Source organism: Burkholderia pseudomultivorans (assembly GCF_001718415.1).
Taxonomy (GTDB): Bacteria; Pseudomonadota; Gammaproteobacteria; order Burkholderiales; family Burkholderiaceae; genus Burkholderia; species Burkholderia pseudomultivorans_A.
Window position 1 is genome coordinate 2,519,855 of sequence record NZ_CP013377.1, and the last position, 23,152, is coordinate 2,543,006.

Here is a 23,152-nt window from a genome sequence, read left to right on the forward strand (position 1 = left end):
TGACGGATACCGAAACGATGACCGATACCCTCACACCGGCCGCTGCGCCGGATACGATCGACCGCGTGGCCGGTCTGCGCGACGACGATGCCACGGCCGCACTGCGTCGCGCAAGAGACAAGGTACGGCTGCATACGCAGCTCGGCGAAGCGGCGCTGTTCGATCCCGCGCTGCCCGACCTGTCGCCGGTCGAGCGTCTGCATGCGGCGCGATATGTCGCGCAACGGTCGAACGCGCCGGCCCTTGCGTCGCTTTATCGCGCGCGACTGATCGACGCCGGCGGCAACGACGCCGACATCGCGCGGGCAGACGCCGATGCGTTCGACGCGCTGCCCGCGCGGCTCAGCGCAATCCTCGCGCATGCACGGCTTCTGACGACGTCTCCCGCCGCTGCGCAGCGAGTCGATCTCGATGCATTGAAAGCGGCCGGTCTCACGACGCCCGCGATCGTCGCGCTGTCGCAACTCGTCGCGTTCGTCGCCTATCAGTTGCGCGTCGCGGCGGCGGCACGGGCATTGCAGGCGCGCGTCGCGAAGGAGGCCGCATGACGACGCATGCTCACGGCTTCACGTTCGACACGCTCGGCTGGCGTGCGTGGCTCGACACCGTGCCGCTCGACACGGCGACGCCCGAACAGCTCGCGGTGCTCGAAGCGAGCCATCCGCAGGCAAAGACGTCAGACTACTATCTACTGCTCGTTCACCTGCCCGAGATCCTGCGGCAGCGCTCGGGCGTGTTCAACGCGATCATGTACGAGCCCGGCGGACTGCCGCGTGCGGAGCGCGAGCTGGCGAGCACGGCCGTGTCACGCGTGAACGGCTGCGTGTACTGCGCATCCGTGCATGCGCAGCGCTTCGCGCAACTCGCGAAACGCACCGACGCGATCGAGCAGGTGTTCGACGATCCGGCGACGGCCGGCACGACGGCGCGCGAACGCGCGATCGTGCGCTATGCGATCGCGCTGACCGAGCGGCCGGATGCGGTCGGCGCGGACGATGTCGCGGCGCTGGAAGCCGAGGGGCTTACGCAGGAGGAAATTCTCGACCTGTCGCATGCGGTCGCGATCTTCGCATGGGCGAATCGGTTGATGCTGACGTTGGGGGAGCCGGTGTTTGCGGAGGCGGAAGGCCGGTAGCGCGGACGATGTATCGGGCGATGCGTCGTTTGTCGTTGCGGTCGGGATTGGGGAAACACGCTCATGCGGCAGGGTCGCTGTCGGGCACACGCATGAGCTCCCGGTGTGACGGTGAACTGTTTAGCGTCGTCGCTGGTCCGACCACCTCGATACGCGCGAAAACATTCATACGACGCATGCCATACACACGGGCCGCTCACGCCTTATGCGTTGACAACAAAATACTCGTCTCCGTATTCGCGATCCCGTCGATCAACCGGATCGCACCAAGCACGCGATCGAAATGCTCGAGCGAGTCGGCGTGCAGCTCGGCAACAAGATCCCAGCGCCCGTTCGTGCTGTGTATCGCCGCGACGTTCGGATGCCCGCGCAGCACCTTCACCACTTCCGCACCGCGATTGCCCTGCACCGCGATCGACATCAGCGCGCGGATCCGGTGCCGGTCGGCCGCCGGCTTCAGCCGCACCGTATAACCGACGATCACGCCGTTCTTCTCCAGCCGCGTCAGCCGGTTCTGCACGGTCGCGCGCGCGACGCGCAGCGCCTTCGCCAGCGCAACGACCGGCAGCCGCGCGTTGTCGCGCAGCAGCGCAATGAGCTGTCGGTCGACGTCGTCGAGCGTAATCATGGGTGAACCTTCCTGTTGAGCGCGCACGGGCAAGCAAGCGTGCCGCACGCCGCGCATTCCGGCCAGTGGCGAATGAACAGATTGTCATCCGGAACTGGCATTTTGACAAATCCATCGATAAATCTGCCACTTTTGCTGTCTATTTGTTGGCTTCACTCGCGGAAATAATCTCTCCATCGACCGGCTGCACCGGCCGCGCCGACGCGTTTCGACGCGCCGGCGCCCGCGCAGCGGCGCTATCGGCAAAACCATGGAGACAGACTCATGACCCGCTTCCTCGACGTTCCCGCCACCGCCCGACTGATCGCGCAGACCGGCGTCACGCCGTTTCTGCGCGCGCTCGTCGACACCCTGCGTGCCGACTACCTGCACTGGGCCGACTTCGACAAGTCGCCGCGCGTCGCGTGCCACTCGCGCGACGGCGTGATCGAACTGATGCCGGTCGCGAACGCGTCGCTGTTCGCGTTCAAGTACGTGAACGGCCACCCGGTCAACGCCGCGCGCGGGATGCACACGGTGATGGCGTTCGGCGCGCTCGCCGAAGTCGACACCGGCTACCCGCTGCTGCTCGCCGAACTCACGCTGACGACCGCGCTGCGTACGGCCGCGACCTCGGTGCTCGCCGCGCAGGCGCTCGCGCGGCCCGACTCGCGCACGATGGCGCTGATCGGCAACGGCGCGCAGAGCGAGTTCCAGGCGATCGCGTTCCATACGCTGCTCGGCATCGATGAAATCCGCGTGTTCGACGTCGATCCGCGCGCGACCGACAAGCTCGTGCGCAACCTCGCCGCGTATCCGGCGCTGCGCGTCGTGCGCGCCGCGTCGACCGCCGAAGCGGTGCGCGGCGCCGACATCGTGACGACGGTCACGGCCGACAAGGCCTACGCGACGATCGTCACGGCCGACATGATCGAGCCGGGCATGCACCTGAACGCAGTCGGCGGCGACTGTCCGGGCAAGACCGAGCTGGAAGCGGACGTGCTGCGCGCGGGCCGCGTATTCGTCGAGTTCGAACCGCAGTCGCGCATCGAGGGCGAGATCCAGCAGATGCCCGCCGATTTCCCGGTGACCGAACTGTGGCGCGTGCTGCAGCACGAAACGACCGGCCGCGAGCGCGCCGACGAGATCACGGTGTTCGACTCGGTCGGCTTCGCGCTCGAGGATTACTCGGCGTTGCGCTACCTGTACGCGCTGGCGCAGCAGCACAACGCGGGCGTCGAGATCGCGCTGATTCCGCCGGCCGTCGATCCGAAGAACCTGTTCGCGCTGATCGACGATCCGGCCGCCGTCGCGCACGGCCACGCGGCGTTCGTCGCCGAAGCCGTCGCCGCGTTCGCGCGCTGATGCTCCGAACGCCGGGCGGCACGCGCTGCCCGGCCCCTCGCCTTTCGCTCCCGCTCCTCATGAATCTCGTATCGATCCAGGCCCCGGCCGCCGTCGTGATGATCCGGCCGCACCGCTTCGTGCCTAACCCGCAGACCGCGGCCGACAACGCGTTCCAGCGCACGGCGGCGGCTGGCGGCACATCCGGCGTGTCCGCGGCCGCGCGCGACGAAGTGAGCGCCGCCGCAGGAAAGCTCGCCGACGCCGGCGTGCGCGTGCACGTGTTCGACGACCACGGCGAGCGCGACACGCCCGACTCCGTATTCCCGAACAACTGGTTCTCGACGCATCCGGGCGGCCACGTCGCGCTGTATCCGATGCACAGCCCGAACCGCCGCCGCGAGCGGCGCGCCGATATCGTCGAGATGCTGAAGGCCGAGTACCGCGTGCAGGACGTGATCGACTACTCGGGACTCGAATACGACGACGTGTTTCTCGAAGGCACCGGCGCGATGGTGCTCGACCACGTCGCGCGGATCGCCTACACCGCGCGCTCGCGCCGCGCCGATCCGGTCGCGCTCGAACGCTTCTGCACGCACTTCAATTTCGAGCCGATCTGCTTCGATACGGCCGACGCCGACGGTCGGCCGATCTATCACACGAACGTGATGATGAGCGTCGCAACCGAGTTCGCGATGATCGGCCTCGACCTGATCGCGGACGGCCGTCGCCGCGACGAGATCGCGCGCCGCCTGGCCGAGACGGGCCGCGCGGTGATCGCGCTCGATGCGGCGCAGATCGCGAATTTCGCGGGTAATACGCTGGAATTGTCGGGGCGGGACGGGCGCGTGCTCGCGCTGTCGCGGCGCGCGTTCGATTGCCTGACGCGCGAGCAGCGCGCAACGATCGAGCGCTCGGCGCGACTGCTGCCGCTCGACGTGCCGACGATCGAACTGGCCGGCGGGTCGGTGCGCTGCATGCTCGCGGGCATTCACCTCGCGCGACGCACGGTCGCGCCGGATACGCGCGACAGAACGGTCATCGCATCGGATGACCGGCAGCCCGAGCCCGCACCTCACGCCTGACGCCGGGCAGCGCAAGCGGCGGCCGATGCGGAAGCCACACCGCAAGGCATCCGAACGACCCCGACATCCCGGCTCGCCGCCCGTCAGTCGCCCAGCAGCTTCAGCCCCGCCGGCAGCGTCTCGCCGAACACGCGCACGGTGTCGGCCTCGTCGAACGCGATCGCTTCGCGCACCATGTCGATCCACGCCGGCGACGCGTTCGCCGCGCCCAGCCGGCGGATCACCGCGTCGCGCGTGTCGGCCGGCAGGTCGCGCGAGCGGTCGCCCGTCATCCGCGCGATCTGCGCGGCCGCGAACGCGGCCGGCTCGACCTGCTTCCAGTCGAGCGCGAACAGCGCATCGAGCCATCCGCATGCGACATCGGCCGGCACCACGCTGTGCGCGCTGCCGTAGAACGGACGCCGCGCGCCGATGCGCCCCAGCGCCCATGCACAGAGCGCGCGCTCGGCCGGCTTCTGCAATTGCGCGATCAGGCGCTCGGCCAGTTCGATCTTGCGCTCGACCGGCAAGCGTTCGAGCGACGCCGACAACCGCGTCATGTCGGCCGGCCCGACCTTGTCCGGATCGAACGGCAGCTTGCGGCGCTTGTCGTCGGGCGACGGCTCGAGGAAGGCGATCGCGTCGCGCACCTGCATCTGCGCGTCATCGTCGAGCCCGCCTGCCGCGCGCCGCCACAGCGTCCACCATTCGGACCAGACCTGCCCGTCGTTCACATACTGGATGCCGTCGTCGAACAGCGGCCACAGTTGCTCGATGCGCCAGGCGTCGAGCGGATGGCCGAAGCCCGGCCGCATGCAATAGCCGGCCAGGTTCAGCCAGGCGCGTTCATGATCGGCCGAACGCCGTCGGCGCCGCGCACGCGCGAGCAGCGCGTCGAACAGTTCGCGCGCGAGCGCGACGTCCCACTCGTCGCGCGGGCCGAGCACCTGTTCGAGCTGCGCGCGCAGACGGCGCGTCTCTTTCGGCGTGACGTTCGCCGCGCGGCTGCCGAACGAGCGGTCGATCAGCTCGATCGCCTGATCGGCGCGCGGGTTTCGCGCGGGCGCGGCTTCGTCGTCCTGCGCGGGCGCATCGCCGCGCAACTGGAATTCGAGCCGCCAGCGGCGCGCCGCGTCGTCGGTCGCGATGCAGTGCATTTCGAGCGTGCCGACTTCCGTCAGCGACGCGGTGAGCTTCACCGGCGTTTCGCGCGCGTCGCCGCCCGCCTGCCGGTCGACGACGGTCGCGATCGGCGGCAGCCGCACGAAGTCGCCGCCGTCGAGCGTGACGAGGTCGCCGGGACGATACGCGGTGTCGGCCACCGTCGACATCAGGTGGAAGCGCACCGGCTGCCCGAGCTGCAGCGCGAACGTGCGATCTTCGAGGCGGATCTCGCGGCCCTCTTCCGCGCCGCGCGGCAGCAGGCAGACGCCGCGCGCGGTCGCATCGCCGTCGCCATCGCCGAGCACGAGGAAGTAGCTGCGCGCGGAACCGCCGCCGATGCGCGGCGCATGGCCTGCGCGCGCGAGGCCGTATGCGACCGCGCCACGCGCGACCGCCACGTCCGGATGCGCGTTGTGGAGTACGTCGAGCGGCGCGCCGCGCCACGCGCCGAGCGTCTGCGCGAGACGGCCGGCCAGCGCCTGCGCGCGAAACACGCCGCCGTTGAGCAGCAGCGTGTCGGGCAGCGGGCCTTCCGCATGCCGGCTCAGGAACGCCGCAATGTGTCGCGTGACGGCCGGGTCGCTCGCGTACGGCAGCCCGAATTCGACGATCGCGGCCCGCGCGCGGCGCGGCAGCTCGCCGGCCTCGACCTGCGGAAAGAATCCATCGACGACGATCTGCTCGACTTCGCGCCGCGTCAGCTCCGCCGAACGCGCGCCGCCGACGAGCCGGCTGCCCGCGCCAAGCAGCGTGACGGTGACGGACGCCGGCGCATCGTCGCCGAGCAGGCGCTCCTTCGCCGCACGGCAACGCTCGACGAGCTGCGACAGGCTCGCGGCCGACAGCCGCGCGCCGGGATCGGTCAAGCGCGGCTCCACGAGGCGCGCGAGCGCGAGATCCATGTTGTCGCCGCCGAGCATCAGGTGATTGCCGACCCCGACGCGCGTGAACGTCGGCTCGCCGTCGTCGCCGGGCGCGACGTCGACGAGCGTGAGATCGGTCGTGCCGCCGCCGACGTCGCAGATCAGCACGCGCCGCGGCGCGGCGAACCGGTCGCGCAGCGCGTCGCGCTGCCCGTACAGCCAGTCGTAGAACGCGGCCTGCGGCTCCTCCAGCAGCCGCAGCGCGGGCAGCCGCGCACGGCGCGCGGCCTCGACCGTCAGTGCGCGCGCGCCGTCGTCGAACGACGCGGGCACCGTGAGAATGACGTCCTGCTGCGCGAGCGGCGCATCGGGAAAGCGCGCGTCCCATGCGTCGCGCACGTGCGCGAGATAGCTCGCGCTCGCGTCGACCGGCGACACCTTGTCGACGCCGTCGGCCGCGCCCCACGGCAGGATCGGCGCGAGCCGGTCGACCGACGCGTGCGACAACCAGCTTTTCGCGCTGGTCACGAGCCGACCCGGCACCTGCGCGCCGAGCGTGCGCGCATAGCGGCCGATCACGGGCGGCAGCGCACTGCCGTTGCCGCCGTCACGATCGCCCGGACCGCGACGGCCGCCGCCCGCGTCGCGCGCGCCGGACGCCTGCCACGGCAGCCGCAGCGCCTCCGCCGCAAGCTCGCCCGGCGCCGGGTGATAGCGGACCGACGGCAGCAGCGGCTGCGCGGCCACCGCGCCGGGCCCGACCAGCTGCTCGACGTCGAACACGCGGATCGCGTCGGAGCCGGCCGCGACATACGCGACGACCGTATTGCTGGTGCCGAGGTCGATGCCGACCGTATAGCGCTTCATCGCACTCAGGCAGTGCCGCGCACGTCGAACTCGACCTTCCAGCGCTCGTCGGTGCCGCTCGGGATCGCTTCGAGCTCCAGCGTGCCGGCCTCGGTCACGCGCGCGTGCAGCCTCACGGGCACGATCTCGCCGACCGTGCGCCCTTCCGCGGGCAGCGTCGCCTGGATTTCCTCGAGTTCCTGCAGCTCTTCCGGCGACCAGTAATCGAGCAGCGTGCCGACCTGATCCTGACGGCGCACCGACGAACCGAAGAAACGGAACTGCACCGGCTCGCCGACGACGAGGCCGAACTCCTGCGGCGGCAGCGCCGCGTCCGAGCCTTCCTCCATCCCGAACGGCGCGACGCAGAGCGCCTGCACCGGCGGTTCGAGCCCCGGCACCGCGGGCATCGCCGATTCGATCGCCACGTAGTAGGCCCGCGCCGTGCCGCCGCGAATCCGCACGCCGCGGCCGCGCTTCACGTAGCCGTAGTACGCCGCGCCGCGCGCGACCGCCAGATCGAGATCCGCGCCTTCGAGCAGGCGTGCGGGCGGCGCGCCTTCCGCGGCGAGCCAGCCGTTGAGCGTGTCGAGCACGCGCTGCGTGAGGAGCGACGACTTGAACACGCCGCCGTTGAACAGCACGGCGGTCGGATGCAGGAACGTCGCGCCGGCCGGCAGCGTGCGCTGCACGCCTTCGAGCGTATCGAGCGCCGCGACCTGGCGGCCGAGGAACGCCGCGAGATGGCGCGTGATGCCCGCGTCCTGCGCGTACGGCAGGCCGAGCTGCGTGAGACCGACACGCGCGCGGCTGACCGGGCGCGCGGCCGCATCGACCTGCGGGAAGAAGCCTTCGAGGATCGTCTGCGTGAGTTCCGCGCGCGTCAGCTCGGTGCGGATCGAGCCGCCGATCAGCTTCGAGCCGCGGCTCGGCACGACCAGCGGCACCGCGTCGGTCGTCGGGTCGGACAGCAGCGTTTCCTTCGCGCCGCGGCACGCATACGTGAGCGCGCGCAACTGCCACGGATCGGCCTGCGTGCCCTGCTGCGCGAGCTTGCGCGCGACCACGTGCGCGAGCGCGAGGTCCATGTTGTCGCCGCCGAGCAGGATGTGCTCGCCGACGGCCACGCGATGCAGTTCGAGATTGCCGTCGCGCTCGACCACCGCGATCAGCGACAGGTCGGTCGTGCCGCCGCCGACGTCGACGCACAGGATCAGGTCGCCGACCTTCACCTGCTTGCGCCAGCCGCCTTCGCTCTTCTGGATCCAGCTGTAGAGCGCGGCCTGCGGCTCCTCGAGCAGCGTCATCCGCGAATAGCCGGCGGCGCGCGCGGCCTCGGCCGTCAGTTCGCGCGCGGCCGGGTCGAACGACGCGGGAATCGTGACCGTCACGTCCTGCTCGACGAACGGGGCGTCCGGATGCGCGTGATCCCAGGCCTCGCGCAGGTGCGTCAGGTAGCGGATCGAGCTTTCCAGCGGCGACACGCGCGCCACCTCGGGCGGCGCATCGCTCGGCAGGATCGCCGCGCGGCGATCGACGCCCGGATGGCACAGCCAGCTCTTCGCGCTCGACACGAGGCGGATCGGCGTGCCCGCGCCGCGGCTGCGCGCCATCTCGCCGACCGCGAACTCGCGCGAGGCCGTCCACGGCAGCGTGAGGTCGCCCTGCGTCAGCTCGCTCGGGTGCGGCAGGTAAAGGAACGACGGCAGCAGGTCGCGCGACTCCAGCGCGCCGGGCGCGGTGAGCTGCGCGATCGGCAGCACCTGCTGCGCGATCGTCTCGCCGTCGCTCGCGGCGCTGTCGACGTACGACAGCGCGCAGTGGGTGGTACCGAGGTCGATACCGATCGAATAGCGCGGATCGCTCACAGTTCCACCTCCGCCGGTGCGAGTACCGATGCGTCATGGCTGCCCGTCAGCTTCGGCAGGCGCACGTCGGCGACGCGCCAGCCGCGATGGCTGATCGTGCCCGTAAACGGCGCCGAACCGACCACGTTGCCGGTCACGCGCACGGCCGTCGCGTCGAAGCCGGCCGGCAGCGTCACGCGGCTGCCTTCCGCCTCATCGCGCACCGGCACGATCGTGAAGTGCTCGCGCAGCGCCGCGCGGCAGCCGTCGTGCACGAGGCGCGCAGCTGCGCCGATGTCGGCGTCCGCGTACCCCGCGATGTCTTCCTCGACGAAATCGATGAAACGCGCGTCGCGCTGCAGCAGGCCGAGCAGTTGCAGCGCAGCCTGCGGGCTCGCTTCGCGCAGTTCCGGCGCAGGGGCCTTGACGGGCGCAGGCGCAGGCGCGGGTTGCGGTGCGGCGGCCGGCGCCGGCGCGACCGGGGCCGGGACGCCGTCGCGCACGCGCTGCACGCCGGCGGCGAATTCGCGATTGCCGAGCACGGAGAAGAAGGTCCCGACGGCGAGCGACAGCCGGCCGAAGAAGGACAGGTTGGATTCGGGCATGAGGTCTGGACTCCTGTGGGCTCGCCGCGCGGCGAGCAATCTTGCCTGGGCGCCGGGCGGCGGCGCGCGGCACGCGCACCGCGCCGCCCGGCGCGTGATTCTGGCCCCCTCGCGGGGTGCGGAAAACCCGTATTTTGCCCTGTGGCGGACGAACCGGGCAGAAGTTGGGGGACAGACCATGCCCGCGCGGGGTGTGCGACCTGCCCAATGAACATCGCAGGCGGCCTTCCGCGAGGTTGCAGCGCATCAATGGGCGCGATGCCGTCCTGCGATTTCCGCGTCGAAATCGCCTTCCGGCATCCCCGTGCGCGACGGCGCGCGAAGCCGCACGTCACGCGACGCGCGGCGACGCCTCCAGCGCAGGCTCGTCGCCGACGTCCGCGCTGCACGCTTCCAGCGAAATACGACGCGTCTCGCGCCCGTTGATCCACCACAGACCGGCCGCGAGCGGCCCCGGCAGCGCGAGCACGAGCAGCACGATCAACGCGGCCGACGGCGTACCCGCCATCGCATAGACGTTGGTGAGCATCAGCGGCGCGATCACCGCACCAAGCCGCCCGATCGCGACCGACACGCCGAGCCCCGTCGCGCGGATGCGGGTCGGCAGGATCTCGGACGAGACGACATAGCCGGAGATGTACGCCCATGTGACGCCGAACTGGATCAGGCAATAGCCGAGCACCATGCCGGGCAGCGCGTGCATCGCGTAGATGAACACGATCGCCGCGACAGTGAACGTATAGCTGACGAACAGCGATGCGCGCCGCCCCCAGGCCTCGACGAGCACGGCCGCGACGATGCCGCCTGCGAGCGCGGCTACGTTGCCGTACACGTAGTAGAGCGGCATGTCGGTCGACGGCACCTTCATGTATGGGAGGATCACGAGCGCCATCAGCGACAGCACGCCGTACACGACGGCCGCCTGCGAGAAGTTCAGCGCACCGGCCAGCGCACAGCGCGCGCGATACGCGCCGAATAGTTCGCCGACGTTGCGCCAGAAAGCCGGCGCCTGATGTTCGAAGCGCATCGGCGCGTAACGTTTCGACAGTTGCGCGTGCTCGGCCTGCATGCGCGGATCGCGCGCCGCACTCGCGACGACCTGCTCGACGATCGCTTCCGCTTCGGCGACTCGCCCTTGCTGGATCAGCCAGCGTGGCGACTCGGGAATCACGCGACGAATCCAGAAGAAGATCAACGCCATCGTCGTCCCGAAGCCGAAACCGACGCGCCATGCCCATTCGGCCGGCAACTGGTTCAGCACGAGGTACGACACGGCCGCCGACAGCAGTGCGCCGACCGGAAAGCCCGACAGGATCAGCGCATCGGTGCGGCCGCGGTGCTTCTTCGGAATGAATTCGCCCATCGTCGCGGTCACCGCCGAATACTCGCCGCCGACGGCAAGCGCCGTCATGGCGCGGAAGAACAGGAACGACGCGTAGTTCCACGACAGCACGGTCGCGACGCTGAACAGGGCATACCAGAGCAGCGTTGCGAGAAACAGGCGCTTGCGGCCGTAGCGATCGGCGAGATAGCCGAACGCGATCGCACCGACCAGCATCCCGAACACCCAGATGCTGACCGCGAGCGAGCCTTGCGCGGCGCTCAGATGCCAGTGTGACTTGAGCACGCCGAACACGCTGCCGATGATGTTGGTTTCGAATGAATCGAGCGCCCAGCCGACGCCCAGCGCGACCAGCATCAGCGTGTGGAAGCGCGTCCACGGCAAGTTGTCGAGACGCGTGAGCGCGTCCGTTTCGATCGGTTGGGAGAGTTTCATGATGGGTTGCTCCTCGTCAGTGAAGCGCCCGCTCGGGCTGCTCCGGGCTGAAGTCGAAATGTGGAAAGCGCGCGCGCGTGCCGATGAAGTTGCGGCCGCGTGCGCCGTCGAAGGCGTGGTCCACGATCTGCGCCCATTCGTTCGCGTCGATTCCGTATGCGGCTGGATGGCGCGCGACGCCGAGCGCGTCGAGCAGCGTCGCGAGCTGCGCGGGCGCCGAATCCGTGTCGCCGAAGATCTCGCACAACGCGGCATCGCATGCGCCGTCGACACCGATCGCCGCCTGCATCACGGCAGGCAGGCAGAACGAGCACGCGATGCCGTGCGCGACCCCGCGTGTCAGCGTGATCGCGTAGGAAATGTTGTGCGCGAGTGCCGTATGCGTATTCGAGAACGCCAGCCCGGCGCGCAGCGCACCGAGCGCCATGTCGCTGCGCGCGTCGAGGTCGTCGAGATCCGCGTTCACGCGGCCCAGGCCGCGGATCAGCTCGCGCGCGGCGTGCACGGCGAGGCCGCGCGTGACAGGGTTCGCATGCACGTTCCAGATGCTTTCGAGCGCGTGCGACAACGCGTCGAGGCCGCTGGCGATTGTCGGCTGCATCGGCAGCCCGATCATCAGGCGCGGATCGACGATGACCGTCTCCGGGTAGAGATCGGGCCGCGACAGCGACAGCTTGCGTGCATTGTGCGGGTCCCACACGGTCGCCCAGTGCGTCACTTCGCTGCCGGTGCCGGCCGTGGTCGGGATGGCGAGGATCGGCAGCGCCGCGTGCACCGTCGAACTGTCGCCGGACAGGATGCGCAGCACGCGGTCGAAATCGCCGTGCTCGGCAGCCAGCACCTTCGCCGAATCGATCACGGAGCCGCCGCCGAGCGCGACCAGCACGTCGGGCTTGCGCGGCAATACCGCGAGCCGTTCGCACGCGCGCCTCAGCATTGGCACCGATGGATTCGCCTCGACGCAGTCGATGCGTGCGAGCGCGGGGCCGAGTTGCGCCTCGAGGCGATCCGCGAGCCGCGCGAACACGGCATCGGGATACGTGACGATCGCGTAGCTGCGGCCGGCGAGCGCGTCGGGCGCGTCGGCAAGCGAATCGATGCCAAATCGGATACGCACCGGGTTGTGAAAGCGCCAGTCGCTCATGCCGCCGCCCTCGCAGCCAGCGCGGCTTCGATCCGGTCGATCACGGGCGGCAGGTCGGCGATGCCGTCGATCACGAAGTGCGCGCCGGCCTGCCGCAGCGTGCATCGCGCATGCGCGGCCCGCGTGTCGCGTTCGGCCGGATCGAGCGCCTGCCACTCCGCCTGCGACAACCCGATCTCGTTGCCGGTGACCACGACGCCGACCGTCCACATGCCGGCGGCACGGCCCGCCTGCAGGCCCGTCGGGCTATCGTCGACAACCACGCAGCCCTGCACGTGCGCCGCGCCGAGCGCGAGCGCGTTCGCGAGACACATGTCGGGCCACGGTCGGCCGCGTGCGACGTCGCTGACGGTGCAGCAGAAATCCGGCGAATAGCCGTTCGCTGCAGCGATCGGCGCGAGATGCTTCATCACTTCGCGCGGATAGCCCGTCGTGCTGCCGATCGCGATTCCGCGTGCGCGCAGGGCGGCGATCGTGTCGAGCGCGCCGGGGATCAGTGCGCTGTGGCGCGACACGTTTAGCGCGTCGACGCGCAGGAACGCGGCATACAGCGCGTCGACGTCGCGTTCCGTCGACGCTCGGCCCGTATGCGCCGCCCAGCGCGCCTGGACCGACGGCATCGCGAGCATCATCTCGATGTGCTCGCGCTTGGCCGCGCCCATCGGCGCGCGCGCTTCCTCGACGGAAACCGGCACGCCGGCATCCGAGAAAATCTCGCGGAATGCCGCGACCGGCGCCATGCAGCCGAAGTCGAGCACTGTGCCCGCCCAGTCGAACACGACGGTCGTCACGGGGCCGCGCCAGTCGTGATGGCCGGGTGTCGGCACAGCACCAACAAATTTGTCAGCATCCCGAATCGGAGCGGAATGGAACTCTGCAACGAAATTCATGCTCGCACCTGAATAAAGTGGGTGTGAGCAGCAGGTTAGGCATCCGCGATGACGGGCTCATGATCGAAATCCCCGGTCATTCGTAATGGATCGACCGATATTTCCGATCGATCGTCGACGCGCTCGCGCGGCACATCCGACGACGGCGCTCACGCATCGAGCGGCCGGCAGCGCGCGACGGCATCGAAGAACGACGCGACGAGCCGGCTGTCGCGCCGCTCGCTCAGGCAGCATACGTGGATATGGGTTTCGACCGGATCGCCTTCGATGCGCAGCGGCCGCAGCCGCTCGTCGGGCACGTATTCGGCCTTCGACACCGTGCCGACGCCGAGGCCGCGCGCGACCGCTTCACGCAGCGCCTCGCGGCTGCCGATGTCCATCGCGACGCGCGGCGTCAGGCCGGCGGCCTGCATCGCATCCTCGAGTGCGCGGCGCGTCGTCGAACCCGGTTCGCGCATCAGCAGCGGTTCGCCGGCCAGCTCGCCCAGGGTGATCGTCGCGCGCTTCGCGAACGGATGTGTCGAGCGCACGAACGCGATTACCGGAAAACTCGCGTAGCGCTGTGTGAAATAACGCGGATCCTCGAAGGCGCGCGCCACCACGCCGACGTCGCAGGTGTACTGGTCGAGATCACGCAGCACCGCTTCCGAATTGCCGAGTGCGACCGACAGATGCATGTGCGGATGCAGCGCGTGATACGCCTCGATCATCTCGGTCACGTGGAACGGACCGACTGCACCGATCTTCAGCGAACCGCGTTGCAACGCGCCGCTGTCGCGCAGCAGCGCGGCGGCGTCGGTCTCGTCGCTGCAGATGCGGCGCGCGATCGGCAGGAATTCGACGCCGACCGCGGAGAGTTCGACGCGCCGGCCGCGCCGGTGAAACAGCTCGACGCCGTGTTCGTGTTCGAGGGTCTGGATCTGCGACGTGATCGTCGTCTGGCTCGTGGACAGTGCGCGAGCGGCGGCCGTGAAGCCGCCGTGCTGGACGACGGCGATGAAGCTGCGAATCTGGGTGAGGGTCATGACGGTCGATCGATCGGGAATTTCGCGTCGCATGCCGACTGGCATCGGAAAATCCAATGTATCGAGCGAATGTGACAGTTGCGTTCCCCCTCCTGTCGCCCGTCACGCCCACCCGCTCACGCCGCCTTGCGCGTGTCCGCAATCCGCTGCGGCGCCTTCGGCCGCGCATACAGCCGTTCGAGATACGCGCGCAACTGCGGGAACGGCTCGAGCAGGTCGCATTCGCCGGCCCAGTCGATCAGATAGGCGGTCACGCAGTCGGCCACCGTCAGCGTATCGCCGACGATGAATTCGCGCCCTTCGAGATGCCGTTCGAGGACCGCGGCCATCGTCGTGAAGTCCTCTCGCGCCAGTTCGATGTCGGCCGGGCTGCGCTTCTCCGGCGGATAGATGAACGAATGCCGCGTGATCCGCCATAGCGGCTGTTCGAGTTCCGTGACGGCGAACATGATCCAGCGATAGGCTTGCGCGCGCTGTACCGGATCGGCGGGCAGCAGCCCCTTCTCCGGGTACTTGTCGGCGAGGTACAGCACGATCGCGGCCGATTCGGGAATCACGAGATCGCCGTCCACCAGCACGGGCACCTTGCCGGCCGGGTTGAGGCGCAGGAATTCGGGCCGCTTGTGCTCGCCCGCGAGCAGGTCGACCGACACGAACTCGAAATCCGCATCGAGTTCCTTGAGCCCCCAGAGCGCGCGCTGCGTACGGGTACCGGCAAATCCGTAAAGCTTCATCGCAAATCTCCATTCAGAAAGTTCGGGAAACGTCGCACGGGCAGCGGCGCATGCCGCTCGCCCGCCGCCGCTCATCTGCCCGGAATCGGCAGCACGGGCATCACGTCGATCGTCTCGCCCGGGAAAATCGTGAAATGCGGGTGACCCTCGAACATCCGCGCCGCTTCGTCGTGCGAGGCGGCCCGCACGACCGTGAACGCGCCCATCGCGTTGGTCGTATCCGCGATGCCGCGCGCGCCGATGGTCTTGGTCTTGCCGAGCGGGCCGCCCAGCTCGACGATCGCGTCGCGATGCCGGTCGACCCATGCGGTCCATGCAGCCATGCCTTCCTGCTCCTTCGCGCGCCGTTCCTGGTCCGACAACGCGGCCCACGCCTTCATCTGCGGGCTCTCCTTGCTGCCGAGGAATACGGCGAGATACAACTGCGGTTGCGCACTCATGCTTTCTCCTCCAAGGACGGACGCGGCGGGTTGCCGCGCCTCGACCTTGACAAGATAGGTTGATATCAACATAATTGCAACATGGCACGAAAAGAAAAGCTCCCTTTCGAAACGACGCTGATGGTGCGCGACTGCTGCCTGTGCCTGCACATGCAGCGCGCGGCGCGCAATCTCGCGCGCATTTTCGACGATGCGCTGCGTCCGCTGGATCTCACCAACGGCCAGTTCTCGCTGCTGATGTCGTTGAACCGGCCGCAGCCGGCGCCGATGAAAGCGGTGGCGTCGCTGCTCGCGATGGATCGCACCACGCTGACGGCCGCGCTGAAGCCGCTCGAGCGGCGCGGCCTCGTGACGATCGCGCAGGATCCGGACGACCGGCGCAGCCGCCTGCTCGCGCTGACGCCCGCCGGCGATCGGCTGCTGACCGAAGCGTTTCCGCTGTGGCAGCAGACGCACGCCGAGATCGAGAAGCCGTTTCCACCGGGCGACGTCGACCGGCTGCGCGACCAGTTGCGCACGCTGTCCGAGGATCCGTCGGCGCGCGACTGAGCCCGCACGGAATTTTTCTCTCCACGCGCGGCGCGGCAGACGTATCCTTCACGGCGGCATTCGATCGCGCCCACCAGGAGAGACATCGATGACAACTGCTGACAAGCATGCCCGTTTTCGCTCGCTGCATCGCGCGGGCGATCCGCTGATCCTGTTCAACGTCTGGGACGCCGGCAGCGCCCGCGCAGTCGCCGATGCCGGCGCGCCCGCGCTCGCGACCGGAAGCTGGTCGGTCGCGAAGGCCAACGGTTTCGCGGACGGCGAGCACATTCCGCGTGCGCTCGTGATGGAGGTGCTCGCGCGCATCGTCGGCGCGGCGGACCTGCCGGTGACCGTGGATCTCGAAAGCGGCTACGGCGAGCGCGCCGACGACGTCGCGGAGACGATCGCGCTCAGCATCGACGCCGGCGCGATCGGCTGCAATCTCGAGGACAGCGTGCCCGCGACGGGCGAGGTGCGCAGCGTCGAAGCGGCCGCCGCCCGCATCGCGGCCGCGCGCGCGTCGGCGGACAAGCAGGGGGCGGGATATTTCATCAACGCGCGCACGGACGTGTTTTTCGTCACGCCGGCGGAACGGCACGACGAGCAGCTGGTCGACGCGGTCCTGGCGCGCGGTCGCGCCTATGCCGAAGCGGGCGCCGACGGGCTGTTCGTGCCCGGCCTCAAATCCCCGGCGCTGATTCGACGGCTGACGGCGGCGTCGCCGCTGCCCGTCAACGTGATGCGCGTCGCGGAAACGCCGACGCTGGCCGAACTCGCCGAAGCCGGCGTCGCGCGCATCAGTCACGGCCCCTATCCGTATATCCAGGCGATGAAGGCGCTCGCGGCGCTCGTGCAGCCGCGCGGCTGACGCGCATGCGCGGGCGGCCGGATGCGCCGACGCGATCCGGCCGCCCGCTTACGACACCGCTTCCACGCGCTTCGGCACACCCGTGACGATCGTCGCGACCGCGACGGCCAGCACGACCGCCGCGGCGACGAACACGCCGGCCGCGCCGTTCGCGTCGAACACGACGCCGCCCGCCGCCGCGCCGGTCGCGATCGCGAGCTGGATCGCCGCGACAATCAGCCCGCCTGCGCTCTCCGCCTCGTCGGGCACGGTGCGCGTGACCCAGGTCGACCACGCGACCGGCACGCCGCCGAACGCCATGCCCCACAACGCGACGAGCACCGCGTCGAGCAGCGGCGCGCGGCCGAGCGCGACGAGCGCGATGCCGAGCACGACCATCAGCGCCGGCATCGCGATCAGCATCGGCCGCAGCCGGTGCTCGAGCACGCGGCCCGCGAGCGACGTGCCGACGAAGTTCGCGACGCCGTAGCCGAGCAGGATCGCCGACAGCCCGTTCACGCCGACGCCCGCGACCTGTTCGAGGAACGGCCGCAGATACGTGAAGAAGGCGAAATGCCCGGTGAACACGAGGATCGTCGCGAACATCCCGAGGCCGACGGTCGGCCGGCGCAGCACGTCGATCAGCGTGCGCAGCCGCGTCGTGCCGCTCGGCGGCATCGACGGCAGCGTCGCGGCCTGCGACAGCAGCGCGAGACCGCCGAGCCCGGCCGCGATCAGGAACACGTTGCGCCAGCCGATCAGATGGCCGAAGTAGCTGCCGAGCGGCGCGGCGGCGATCGTCGCGACGGCCACGCCGCTGAAGATGATCGACAGCGCGCGCGGCACCATCGCGGTCGGCACCAGCCGCATCGCGGTCGCCGTCGCCATCGTCCAGAAGCCGCCGAGCGCGACGCCGAGCACGACGCGGCCGGTCAGCAGCATCGTCAGGTTGGGCGCGAACGCGACCGCGAGATTCGATGCGACCAGCAGCACCGAGAACGCGAGCAGCACGCGGCGCCGGTCGATCGTGCGCGTCGCGGCGGCGATCAGCAGGCTCGTGACGAGCGCGACCGCGGCCGTGGCCGTGACGGCCTGACCGGCAACGCCTTCGGTCACGCCGAGACTGTCGGCCATCGGCGTCAGCAGGCTCGCGGGCAGGAATTCGGCCGTGACGAGCCCGAACACGCCGAGCGTCATCGCGAAAACAGCGCCCCAGGCGGGTTCGCGGGGGGCCGCCAGCGAGGCGGCGGTGGACATTCCGGGGTTCATGTGTCGTTCCGTTCCGTATAGGGATAAATACCGATGTCGGCGTATCCTAAGGAACGACAGCAGGACGGTCTATGACATACAATCCGACTTTATTGATCGAACGTCCGAATCCGATGGCCGAGCCCTTGCTTCCTCCCGTCCCCGACGCGCACGACCTCGTCAGCGAGCTGCTGCTCGGGATGCGCCTGAGCGGCGTCCAGTACCGCCGCATCCAGGTTGCGCGGCCGTTCGGGCTGAGCTTCGGTCACGCGCCGGGGCGCGCGCAGTTTCATTTCGTCGGGCGCGGCCCCGTGCTGCTGCGCGACGCGGCCGGCGCGACGATGCAGCTCGAGGCCGGCGACGCGATCCTGCTGCCGCACGGCAACATGCATGCGCTGGTTTCCGACCCCGATGCGCCGTGCCGCGAGATCAACGGCTTCGAGGCCGCGAAGATCTGCGATACGGTCGCGTCGGTCGGCTCGGCCGGTACGCCGCCCGCGTGTGCGACGACCGAGCCGGGCGCCGGCGAGGCGCTGATCTTCAGCGCGTGCATGGAACTCGATCTCGGCGGCATGCAGCCGCTGGTCGGCACGATGCCCGAGTTCATGCACGTCGGCACGCTGCTCGCACGCTATCCGGAAATCCGCCCGATGCTCGACGCGATGGAGCGCGAAGCGTGCTCGGAGCGCGCGGGGTTCGCGGGCATCCTTGCGCGGCTCGCGGATGTCGTCGCCGCGTTCATCGTGCGCGGCTGGGTCGAGTGCGGCTGCGGCGATGCGACCGGCTGGGTGCAGGCGCTGCGCGAACCGAAGCTCGGTCGCGCGATCGTCGCGCTGCACCGCGATCCGGGCCGCAACTGGAGCGTCGCGGAACTGGCCGCCGAAGCGGGCGTGTCGCGCTCGGTGTTCGCCGAGCGCTTTCTCGCGGCGACCGGCATGGCGCCGGTGCGCTACCTGACCGAATTGCGGATGCGGCTCGCCGCGCAATGGATCACGCGCGATCGCGAGGCGATCGAAACTGTCGCGTACCGGCTCGGCTACGGCTCGCTGGCCGCATTCAGCCGGGCATTCAAGCGCGTGGTCGGCCGGCCGCCGGGCGCGGTGCGGGTCGGCGCCGATACGGTCGGCGCGCCCGTTCACGACACGAGCGGGACGTAGCCGCCGGCGCGCGCAGCGGTGCTGCGGCCGAGGCGCCGCAGGCGGCGTGCTGCTCGCTGCGGCCATTCGTTTCGAATCACCCGCTGCGCGCTTCCAGCTGATCGATCAGCACCGTCGCGCACTGCACGGCCAGCGCCGCGCACTGTTGCGCATCGACGGCCGCACCGCTCGCGACGGTGCCCTGCAGGATCCGGCCCAGCAGTTCCTTCGACAGGTCGGCGATTTCATGGTCTCGTTCCGTCATCGTTCCTCTCCTGCGCGCCGACCGGCATCGGTCATGCGCGCGTGATCGCGGACGCCGCGACGCCCGCCGGTGCTCGTTGGCGCCGGCGACGCTCAGCGCGGCTTCGCCCGCACGACGATCTGCGCCTGCGTATCGCGCTCGATGCGTTCGAGCGACGCGCGCAGCGCCGCGAACTCGTCGGGCGTGCACACCTGCCGCCCGAAATCCGCGTTCATTCGCCGCGTGATCTGCACGACGCGCGCGGCCGCATCGAATACGTAGTGCGACGTGAAGTCGATGAAACGATCGTGCACGCTCATATCGACCGGCAAGTCGGTCACGGCGACATCGCGCGGCAGCGCGATCTGCGCGGTCTCGTCGAACGCGCCGCCGATGCAGACCCACGGCTGCGTGCGCACGGGCTCCTCCAGCCAACCTTCGACCTGGGTCGCAATGCCGCCGGTCAGGCTCGACAGCGCCGGCACCGCGGTCGTACCGTCGGGCCACACCAGATGATCGAGCGTGCCCGAGATCGTCACGTCGAACGGCCCGTCCGTCGCATTGCGCACGCCGGTTGCAATCTGCGCGCGCCCGCGCAGCCCGCTCAGCCGCAGGCGTTCCGCGGCCAGTTGCGCGATGCGTTCGGGCGGCGCGCGGCGAAACACGTTGCGCTCGAGTTCGGCGGTCCAGCCGTCGTCCTCGATATACGCATGAAACCGCTCGGCGCCGCGCTGCGCCGCGTCGATGTCGAGCCGCGCAATGCGGCGCCGCGGCTGCGTGGCCGGCGTGCGCGACAGCACGCCCGTGTCGACGAGCAGCGCCGGACGATCCATCACGATCGGCGGCAGGTAGCCGAACGCGATGCCGGCCGTGGTCGTATCCGCGTAAAGCCCGAGATCGGGCAGCCAGGTGATCGCATGGTTGATCGCGCCGCCGCCATAGCCGGGCACCGACGGCAGCGTATAAACGGACCCGAGGTTGATCAGCACCGGTTCGCTGCGAATGCCGACCGCCGCGAGCAGCGCGCCGAACAGCGCGACGTGGTCCTTGCAGTCGCCGTAGCGGTTGCGCAGGATGTCCGTCACGCGATGCGGCGCGGCCGCCGTCTCGCCGAGAAACAGTCCGACGTAGCGCACGTTCGCCTGCACCCAGTCGTACAGGATGCGCGCCTTGTCGCGCGGATCGCCCGCGTTCGCCGTGAGCGACTGCGCCAGGCGCACGATGGCCGGGTCGTTCGCGCCCGGATCGACCGCCGCGTTGCGATAGCGCGCGGCGAACGCCGCATAGTCGGGCAGCGTCGACACGACGAGCCGGTCGCCGTAGGTCGGATAGCCGACCGCACCGTGCTCGATGCGATCGTACGGGCCGTGCCGGTAATCGAACTCGTAGCGCGTGCGGCCGTTCGCGGTCACGGGCGGCAACGCGACGTAGCCGTGCGCGTCCGCATGGAGCGGCATGTCGGCCGGCAGGTCGAAGATCAGCCGCTGGCTCTCGACCGGCTCGCGCGACGGCTCGACGGTGTAGCCGAAGTAGCCCGCATTGACCGGCCGGGTGCGCGTCTTGCGGAACGCGACGCGCGTGCTCGACCCGGCTTCGACGCCCGGAAACACGACCGTGCGCAACAGGCCGTCCTGGAACGTGGGCGCGCCGGCTGAGCGCGGCTCCTGCACGTCGCGAATGGCGTCCGCGCCGACCGCGTGCGCGACGCCGTCGCGATCGATCGTTTCCGCCGCGAGCAATTCGACCTGCTCGAGGTTCTTGTCGAACCACACGTAGCGCTGCGCGATCGCGTCGATCCCGTTCGCATTGTTCGCGCGCAGCGTCGAATCGTCGTGCTCGTCGAGCGAGCCGTCGTGCTGGATCACGAATACGTGCGTGTCCTCGACCACAGTGACGGGCGCATCGTCGCCGGCCTCGGCATGCGCGCGCGGCACGAACGCGCCGACGCCGAGCAGCACGACGCCGGCCAGCACGCAACCGGTCAATCGGGAAAAAGGACGCACCACGTCGAACCTCTGTGCCCGTTCGTATCGGGACGCAATGATCGCGCGCCGGCAGTGCACACGGGCGTGCCCGCCGGGCTCGTCCAGTGTGGGTGACGCACCGGCGAGCGTCAAGCGATGCGGCTCGCGCCCGTCGAAACGCCGCCGAGTGCTCGATCGCCCGATTCCCGGCCGGCGCATTCCGGTCGCGGCCTGATCGCCATTTATGTCATGTTGTGATATATAATCCGGACAGGTCACCAAGGGCACATGCCGTTGCCGACGCCGATGCGGCACCGAGAACGCGACCTGCCCGGCCTGGAGAAGGAGGCGATCATGTTGATCAACAATGATTTCGAAATCGGCTATCTCGTGGTGGCGTTCGCGCTGCTCGGCGTGATCCTGATCGGCGCGCTGCTGACGGCGCTCCATCTCGAACGCTGGCATCCGAAGCTGATCGGCGCCGCGCTCGGCGCACTGATCGGCATCGCGCTGATCGAAGCGATGCCGATGCTGACCTGAGCGCTTGCGGCAGCACGACGGCCATTCGTCCGATCAAAGGCCGTTGCGACGGCAGCGTCGCACACGCGGGGTCGAAACGATCGCCGCCGCCAGGAGGACTATCATGGAGATACCGCTCTGCATGCGTTATCGCCGCTGCGAGATCCGTGCATGCGCGCTCGTCGAGCCGCTGGCCGGAGAAGGCCTCGAACTCGGCGCGCTGTACCAGCCGCTCGCCGTCGTTTGCTGGAACGACGCCGGCGGGCGCCATGAAGCACACCTGCTGGATCCGAAGCACCACGTGTTCCGCAGCGACGCGGACGCGGTCCGGCTCTCGATCGCGCTGGCCAAGCGCTTCATCGATACGAAGCTCGCCGCCGCGCCGATGCCCGCAGGCTGATCGTCGGAGGCAACATGGAACACGACATCGTCCGGATCATCATCCTGCTCGCGGTCCTCGTATTCGCGGTGCTGTTCTTCGCGGAGCGGCGCAGCCGCGACCGCGTGCGCGACCGGCTGCTTCACCGGCCCTCGCGACGTTCGCCGCGCTCGCACACGCACCGTCATCCGTAGTCGCGACAACGCCGCGGCGGTGCGCGGCGCGTCCGCGTGGCGGCGCCGGACAAAAAAAATCGGCCGGCGGCATCCGCATCGTGCGATGCGAAGCCGCCGGCCTTCCAGCGGAGGTTCGTTGCATGGCGGCACGCGTGCGATGCGCGCCTACACGCCCCACATCACGTGCCGGCCCTGCTCGCGAGCCGCGCGCATCATGTCCAGCAGCGGCCACGCGCGTTGCGCAAGCCCGCCTGCATGCGGCGACAGTTCGACCCGCGCCGTGTGCGTCGAATGTTCGTGCGCGCTTTGCCGCGCGACGTCGTCCCTGATCGCCTGTTCGAGCCGCGCGATCGCGCCCGGCAGCTCGTCGACCGAAATCACGCCGCGCACCTCGAGCCCCTTGCCGACGAGTCCGAGCAGGTATTGCGCCAGATCGCGCAACATCACGATATCGGGTGCGGCGGATGACCGAAACGTAACCAGCATCGTCATTTTCCCCTGTCGTTACCGCGGCGGCGTCCGGCGCTTGTCGCGCGCTCGTTGCGGCGCGGTCTGTTCGGCCATCCCGTCACGCCGCGCAGCCGCCAGCCCGGTTCGCCGGGCTGTCCAACGCAATGCGCGCC

General features: G+C 69.6%; 24 protein-coding genes. 10 read left to right on the forward strand and 14 right to left on the reverse strand.

All coding sequences use genetic code 11. The features are described from left to right. Positions 1–17: 17 nt before the first annotated feature. Positions 18–548 carry a CMD domain-containing protein gene (locus WS57_RS10865; protein WP_059602176.1) on the forward strand — a complete coding sequence of 177 codons (531 nt, stop codon included), beginning with the start codon at positions 18–20 and terminating at the stop codon, positions 546–548. After that, positions 545–1,135, forward strand: a complete 591-nt coding sequence (locus WS57_RS10870; protein WP_069244190.1) for a peroxidase-related enzyme — start codon at positions 545–547, stop codon at positions 1,133–1,135. The genes WS57_RS10865 and WS57_RS10870 overlap by 4 nt, the downstream gene beginning before the upstream one ends. 196 nt (positions 1,136–1,331) lie before the next feature. On the opposite strand, the gene WS57_RS10875 is transcribed toward WS57_RS10870, so the two are convergent. Beyond that, complete coding sequence (locus WS57_RS10875; protein WP_009694543.1) at positions 1,332–1,763, reverse strand: Lrp/AsnC family transcriptional regulator; 432 nt, start codon at positions 1,761–1,763, stop codon at positions 1,332–1,334. Between the two features lie 264 nt (positions 1,764–2,027). On the opposite strand from WS57_RS10875, the gene WS57_RS10880 reads away from it, so the two are divergent. Both WS57_RS10880 and ctlX read left to right on the forward strand, forming a co-directional pair. Then, the gene (locus WS57_RS10880) at positions 2,028–3,107 is read left to right on the forward strand and encodes an ornithine cyclodeaminase (protein ID WP_009694544.1); all 1,080 of its coding nucleotides are present in this window, start codon (positions 2,028–2,030) and stop codon (positions 3,105–3,107) included. 59 nt (positions 3,108–3,166) lie between these two features. Then, positions 3,167–4,171, forward strand: a complete 1,005-nt coding sequence (gene ctlX / locus WS57_RS10885; RefSeq protein WP_069244191.1) for a citrulline utilization hydrolase CtlX — start codon at positions 3,167–3,169, stop codon at positions 4,169–4,171. An 83-nt stretch (positions 4,172–4,254) separates the two neighbouring features. On the opposite strand, the gene WS57_RS10890 is transcribed toward ctlX, so the two are convergent. From WS57_RS10890 to WS57_RS10930, 9 genes are all read right to left on the reverse strand, one after another. After that, positions 4,255–7,044 carry an Hsp70 family protein gene (locus tag WS57_RS10890; protein WP_069244192.1) on the reverse strand — a complete coding sequence of 930 codons (2,790 nt, stop codon included), beginning with the start codon at positions 7,042–7,044 and terminating at the stop codon, positions 4,255–4,257. A gap of 5 nt (positions 7,045–7,049) precedes the next feature. After that, positions 7,050–8,891: an Hsp70 family protein gene (locus tag WS57_RS10895; RefSeq protein ID WP_009694117.1), complete on the reverse strand. Its 1,842-nt coding sequence runs from the start codon at positions 8,889–8,891 to the stop codon at positions 7,050–7,052. After that, positions 8,888–9,475: a DUF2760 domain-containing protein gene (locus WS57_RS10900; RefSeq protein WP_040130435.1), complete on the reverse strand. Its 588-nt coding sequence runs from the start codon at positions 9,473–9,475 to the stop codon at positions 8,888–8,890. The genes WS57_RS10895 and WS57_RS10900 overlap by 4 nt, the downstream gene beginning before the upstream one ends. Positions 9,476–9,806: 331 nt before the next feature. After that, the gene (locus WS57_RS10905) at positions 9,807–11,252 is read right to left on the reverse strand and encodes an MFS transporter (RefSeq protein ID WP_059602084.1); all 1,446 of its coding nucleotides are present in this window, start codon (positions 11,250–11,252) and stop codon (positions 9,807–9,809) included. Between the two features lie 16 nt (positions 11,253–11,268). Further along, a complete protein-coding gene (psrA, locus tag WS57_RS10910; RefSeq protein ID WP_009692498.1) occupies positions 11,269–12,396 on the reverse strand; it encodes an iron-containing alcohol dehydrogenase PsrA in 1,128 nt (375 codons plus the stop codon). After that, positions 12,393–13,187, reverse strand: coding sequence for a phosphonoacetaldehyde hydrolase (gene phnX, locus WS57_RS10915; protein WP_009692499.1), 795 nt, complete (start codon positions 13,185–13,187; stop codon positions 12,393–12,395). Before phnX ends, psrA begins: the two co-directional genes overlap by 4 nt. Before the next feature lie 248 nt (positions 13,188–13,435). Continuing rightward, complete coding sequence (locus tag WS57_RS10920) at positions 13,436–14,311, reverse strand: LysR substrate-binding domain-containing protein (RefSeq protein WP_059515989.1); 876 nt, start codon at positions 14,309–14,311, stop codon at positions 13,436–13,438. A gap of 116 nt (positions 14,312–14,427) precedes the next feature. Continuing rightward, a complete protein-coding gene (locus WS57_RS10925; RefSeq protein WP_009692501.1) occupies positions 14,428–15,045 on the reverse strand; it encodes a glutathione S-transferase family protein in 618 nt (205 codons plus the stop codon). 71 nt (positions 15,046–15,116) lie between these two features. Further along, positions 15,117–15,485 (reverse strand): hypothetical protein, encoded by a 369-nt coding sequence (locus WS57_RS10930; protein ID WP_009692502.1) that lies wholly within the window; start codon positions 15,483–15,485, stop codon positions 15,117–15,119. Between the two features lie 81 nt (positions 15,486–15,566). On the opposite strand from WS57_RS10930, the gene WS57_RS10935 reads away from it, so the two are divergent. Together WS57_RS10935 and WS57_RS10940 are read left to right on the forward strand one after the other, a co-directional pair. Beyond that, entirely contained in the window at positions 15,567–16,034 is a 468-nt protein-coding gene (locus tag WS57_RS10935) for a MarR family winged helix-turn-helix transcriptional regulator (protein ID WP_009692503.1), read from the forward strand. Between the two features lie 88 nt (positions 16,035–16,122). Further along, entirely contained in the window at positions 16,123–16,884 is a 762-nt protein-coding gene (locus tag WS57_RS10940) for an isocitrate lyase/PEP mutase family protein (RefSeq protein ID WP_009692504.1), read from the forward strand. A 48-nt stretch (positions 16,885–16,932) separates the two neighbouring features. On the opposite strand, the gene WS57_RS10945 is transcribed toward WS57_RS10940, so the two are convergent. Then, a complete protein-coding gene (locus tag WS57_RS10945; protein ID WP_059515886.1) occupies positions 16,933–18,132 on the reverse strand; it encodes an MFS transporter in 1,200 nt (399 codons plus the stop codon). Positions 18,133–18,203: 71 nt separating this feature from the next. Between WS57_RS10945 and WS57_RS10950 the strand changes: the two genes are divergently transcribed. Continuing rightward, positions 18,204–19,268, forward strand: a complete 1,065-nt coding sequence (locus WS57_RS10950) for an AraC family transcriptional regulator (RefSeq protein WP_009687703.1) — start codon at positions 18,204–18,206, stop codon at positions 19,266–19,268. Between the two features lie 76 nt (positions 19,269–19,344). Here WS57_RS10950 and WS57_RS37590 read toward each other — a convergent pair whose 3' ends face one another. Further along, positions 19,345–19,512, reverse strand: coding sequence for a hypothetical protein (locus tag WS57_RS37590; protein WP_009687702.1), 168 nt, complete (start codon positions 19,510–19,512; stop codon positions 19,345–19,347). A gap of 92 nt (positions 19,513–19,604) precedes the next feature. Beyond that, positions 19,605–21,497, reverse strand: a complete 1,893-nt coding sequence (locus WS57_RS10955; protein ID WP_069244193.1) for a DUF3857 domain-containing transglutaminase family protein — start codon at positions 21,495–21,497, stop codon at positions 19,605–19,607. A gap of 312 nt (positions 21,498–21,809) precedes the next feature. Here WS57_RS10955 and WS57_RS10960 point away from each other — a divergent pair, with 312 nt between their 5' ends. The 3 genes from WS57_RS10960 (at position 21,810) to WS57_RS37595 (ending at position 22,547) form a co-directional block, all read left to right on the forward strand. Continuing rightward, the gene (locus tag WS57_RS10960) at positions 21,810–21,995 is read left to right on the forward strand and encodes a hypothetical protein (protein ID WP_009687700.1); all 186 of its coding nucleotides are present in this window, start codon (positions 21,810–21,812) and stop codon (positions 21,993–21,995) included. A gap of 103 nt (positions 21,996–22,098) precedes the next feature. Beyond that, positions 22,099–22,374, forward strand: coding sequence for a hypothetical protein (locus WS57_RS10965; RefSeq protein ID WP_059480939.1), 276 nt, complete (start codon positions 22,099–22,101; stop codon positions 22,372–22,374). A gap of 14 nt (positions 22,375–22,388) precedes the next feature. Continuing rightward, the gene (locus WS57_RS37595; RefSeq protein ID WP_167361722.1) at positions 22,389–22,547 is read left to right on the forward strand and encodes a hypothetical protein; all 159 of its coding nucleotides are present in this window, start codon (positions 22,389–22,391) and stop codon (positions 22,545–22,547) included. Positions 22,548–22,694: 147 nt separating this feature from the next. Here the strand turns inward: WS57_RS37595 and WS57_RS10970 are convergent, their stop codons facing one another. Then, a complete protein-coding gene (locus tag WS57_RS10970) occupies positions 22,695–23,015 on the reverse strand; it encodes a DUF1840 domain-containing protein (RefSeq protein WP_009687697.1) in 321 nt (106 codons plus the stop codon). Positions 23,016–23,152: the final 137 nt, after the last annotated feature.

Bases quoted from the DNA above. Each gene is read 5' to 3' on its own strand.
- WS57_RS10960 (WP_009687700.1), top strand. From the start codon at position 21,810: ATGTTGATCAACAATGATTTCGAAATCGGCTATCTCGTGGTGGCGTTC.
- WS57_RS10900 (WP_040130435.1), bottom strand. From the start codon at position 9,475: ATGCCCGAATCCAACCTGTCCTTCTTCGGCCGGCTGTCGCTCGCCGTC.
- WS57_RS10925 (WP_009692501.1), bottom strand. From the start codon at position 15,045: ATGAAGCTTTACGGATTTGCCGGTACCCGTACGCAGCGCGCGCTCTGG.
- WS57_RS10945 (WP_059515886.1), bottom strand. From the start codon at position 18,132: ATGAACCCCGGAATGTCCACCGCCGCCTCGCTGGCGGCCCCCCGCGAA.
- WS57_RS10940 (WP_009692504.1), top strand. From the start codon at position 16,123: ATGACAACTGCTGACAAGCATGCCCGTTTTCGCTCGCTGCATCGCGCG.
- WS57_RS10870 (WP_069244190.1), top strand. From the start codon at position 545: ATGACGACGCATGCTCACGGCTTCACGTTCGACACGCTCGGCTGGCGT.
- WS57_RS10880 (WP_009694544.1), top strand. From the start codon at position 2,028: ATGACCCGCTTCCTCGACGTTCCCGCCACCGCCCGACTGATCGCGCAG.
- WS57_RS10930 (WP_009692502.1), bottom strand. From the start codon at position 15,485: ATGAGTGCGCAACCGCAGTTGTATCTCGCCGTATTCCTCGGCAGCAAG.
- WS57_RS10920 (WP_059515989.1), bottom strand. From the start codon at position 14,311: ATGACCCTCACCCAGATTCGCAGCTTCATCGCCGTCGTCCAGCACGGC.
- WS57_RS10935 (WP_009692503.1), top strand. From the start codon at position 15,567: ATGGCACGAAAAGAAAAGCTCCCTTTCGAAACGACGCTGATGGTGCGC.
- WS57_RS10890 (WP_069244192.1), bottom strand. From the start codon at position 7,044: ATGAAGCGCTATACGGTCGGCATCGACCTCGGCACCAGCAATACGGTC.
- psrA (WP_009692498.1), bottom strand. From the start codon at position 12,396: ATGAGCGACTGGCGCTTTCACAACCCGGTGCGTATCCGATTTGGCATC.
- ctlX (WP_069244191.1), top strand. From the start codon at position 3,167: ATGAATCTCGTATCGATCCAGGCCCCGGCCGCCGTCGTGATGATCCGG.
- WS57_RS10875 (WP_009694543.1), bottom strand. From the start codon at position 1,763: ATGATTACGCTCGACGACGTCGACCGACAGCTCATTGCGCTGCTGCGC.
- WS57_RS10905 (WP_059602084.1), bottom strand. From the start codon at position 11,252: ATGAAACTCTCCCAACCGATCGAAACGGACGCGCTCACGCGTCTCGAC.
- WS57_RS10965 (WP_059480939.1), top strand. From the start codon at position 22,099: ATGGAGATACCGCTCTGCATGCGTTATCGCCGCTGCGAGATCCGTGCA.
- WS57_RS10950 (WP_009687703.1), top strand. From the start codon at position 18,204: ATGACATACAATCCGACTTTATTGATCGAACGTCCGAATCCGATGGCC.
- WS57_RS37590 (WP_009687702.1), bottom strand. From the start codon at position 19,512: ATGACGGAACGAGACCATGAAATCGCCGACCTGTCGAAGGAACTGCTG.
- WS57_RS10865 (WP_059602176.1), top strand. From the start codon at position 18: ATGACCGATACCCTCACACCGGCCGCTGCGCCGGATACGATCGACCGC.
- WS57_RS10970 (WP_009687697.1), bottom strand. From the start codon at position 23,015: ATGCTGGTTACGTTTCGGTCATCCGCCGCACCCGATATCGTGATGTTG.
- WS57_RS37595 (WP_167361722.1), top strand. From the start codon at position 22,389: ATGGAACACGACATCGTCCGGATCATCATCCTGCTCGCGGTCCTCGTA.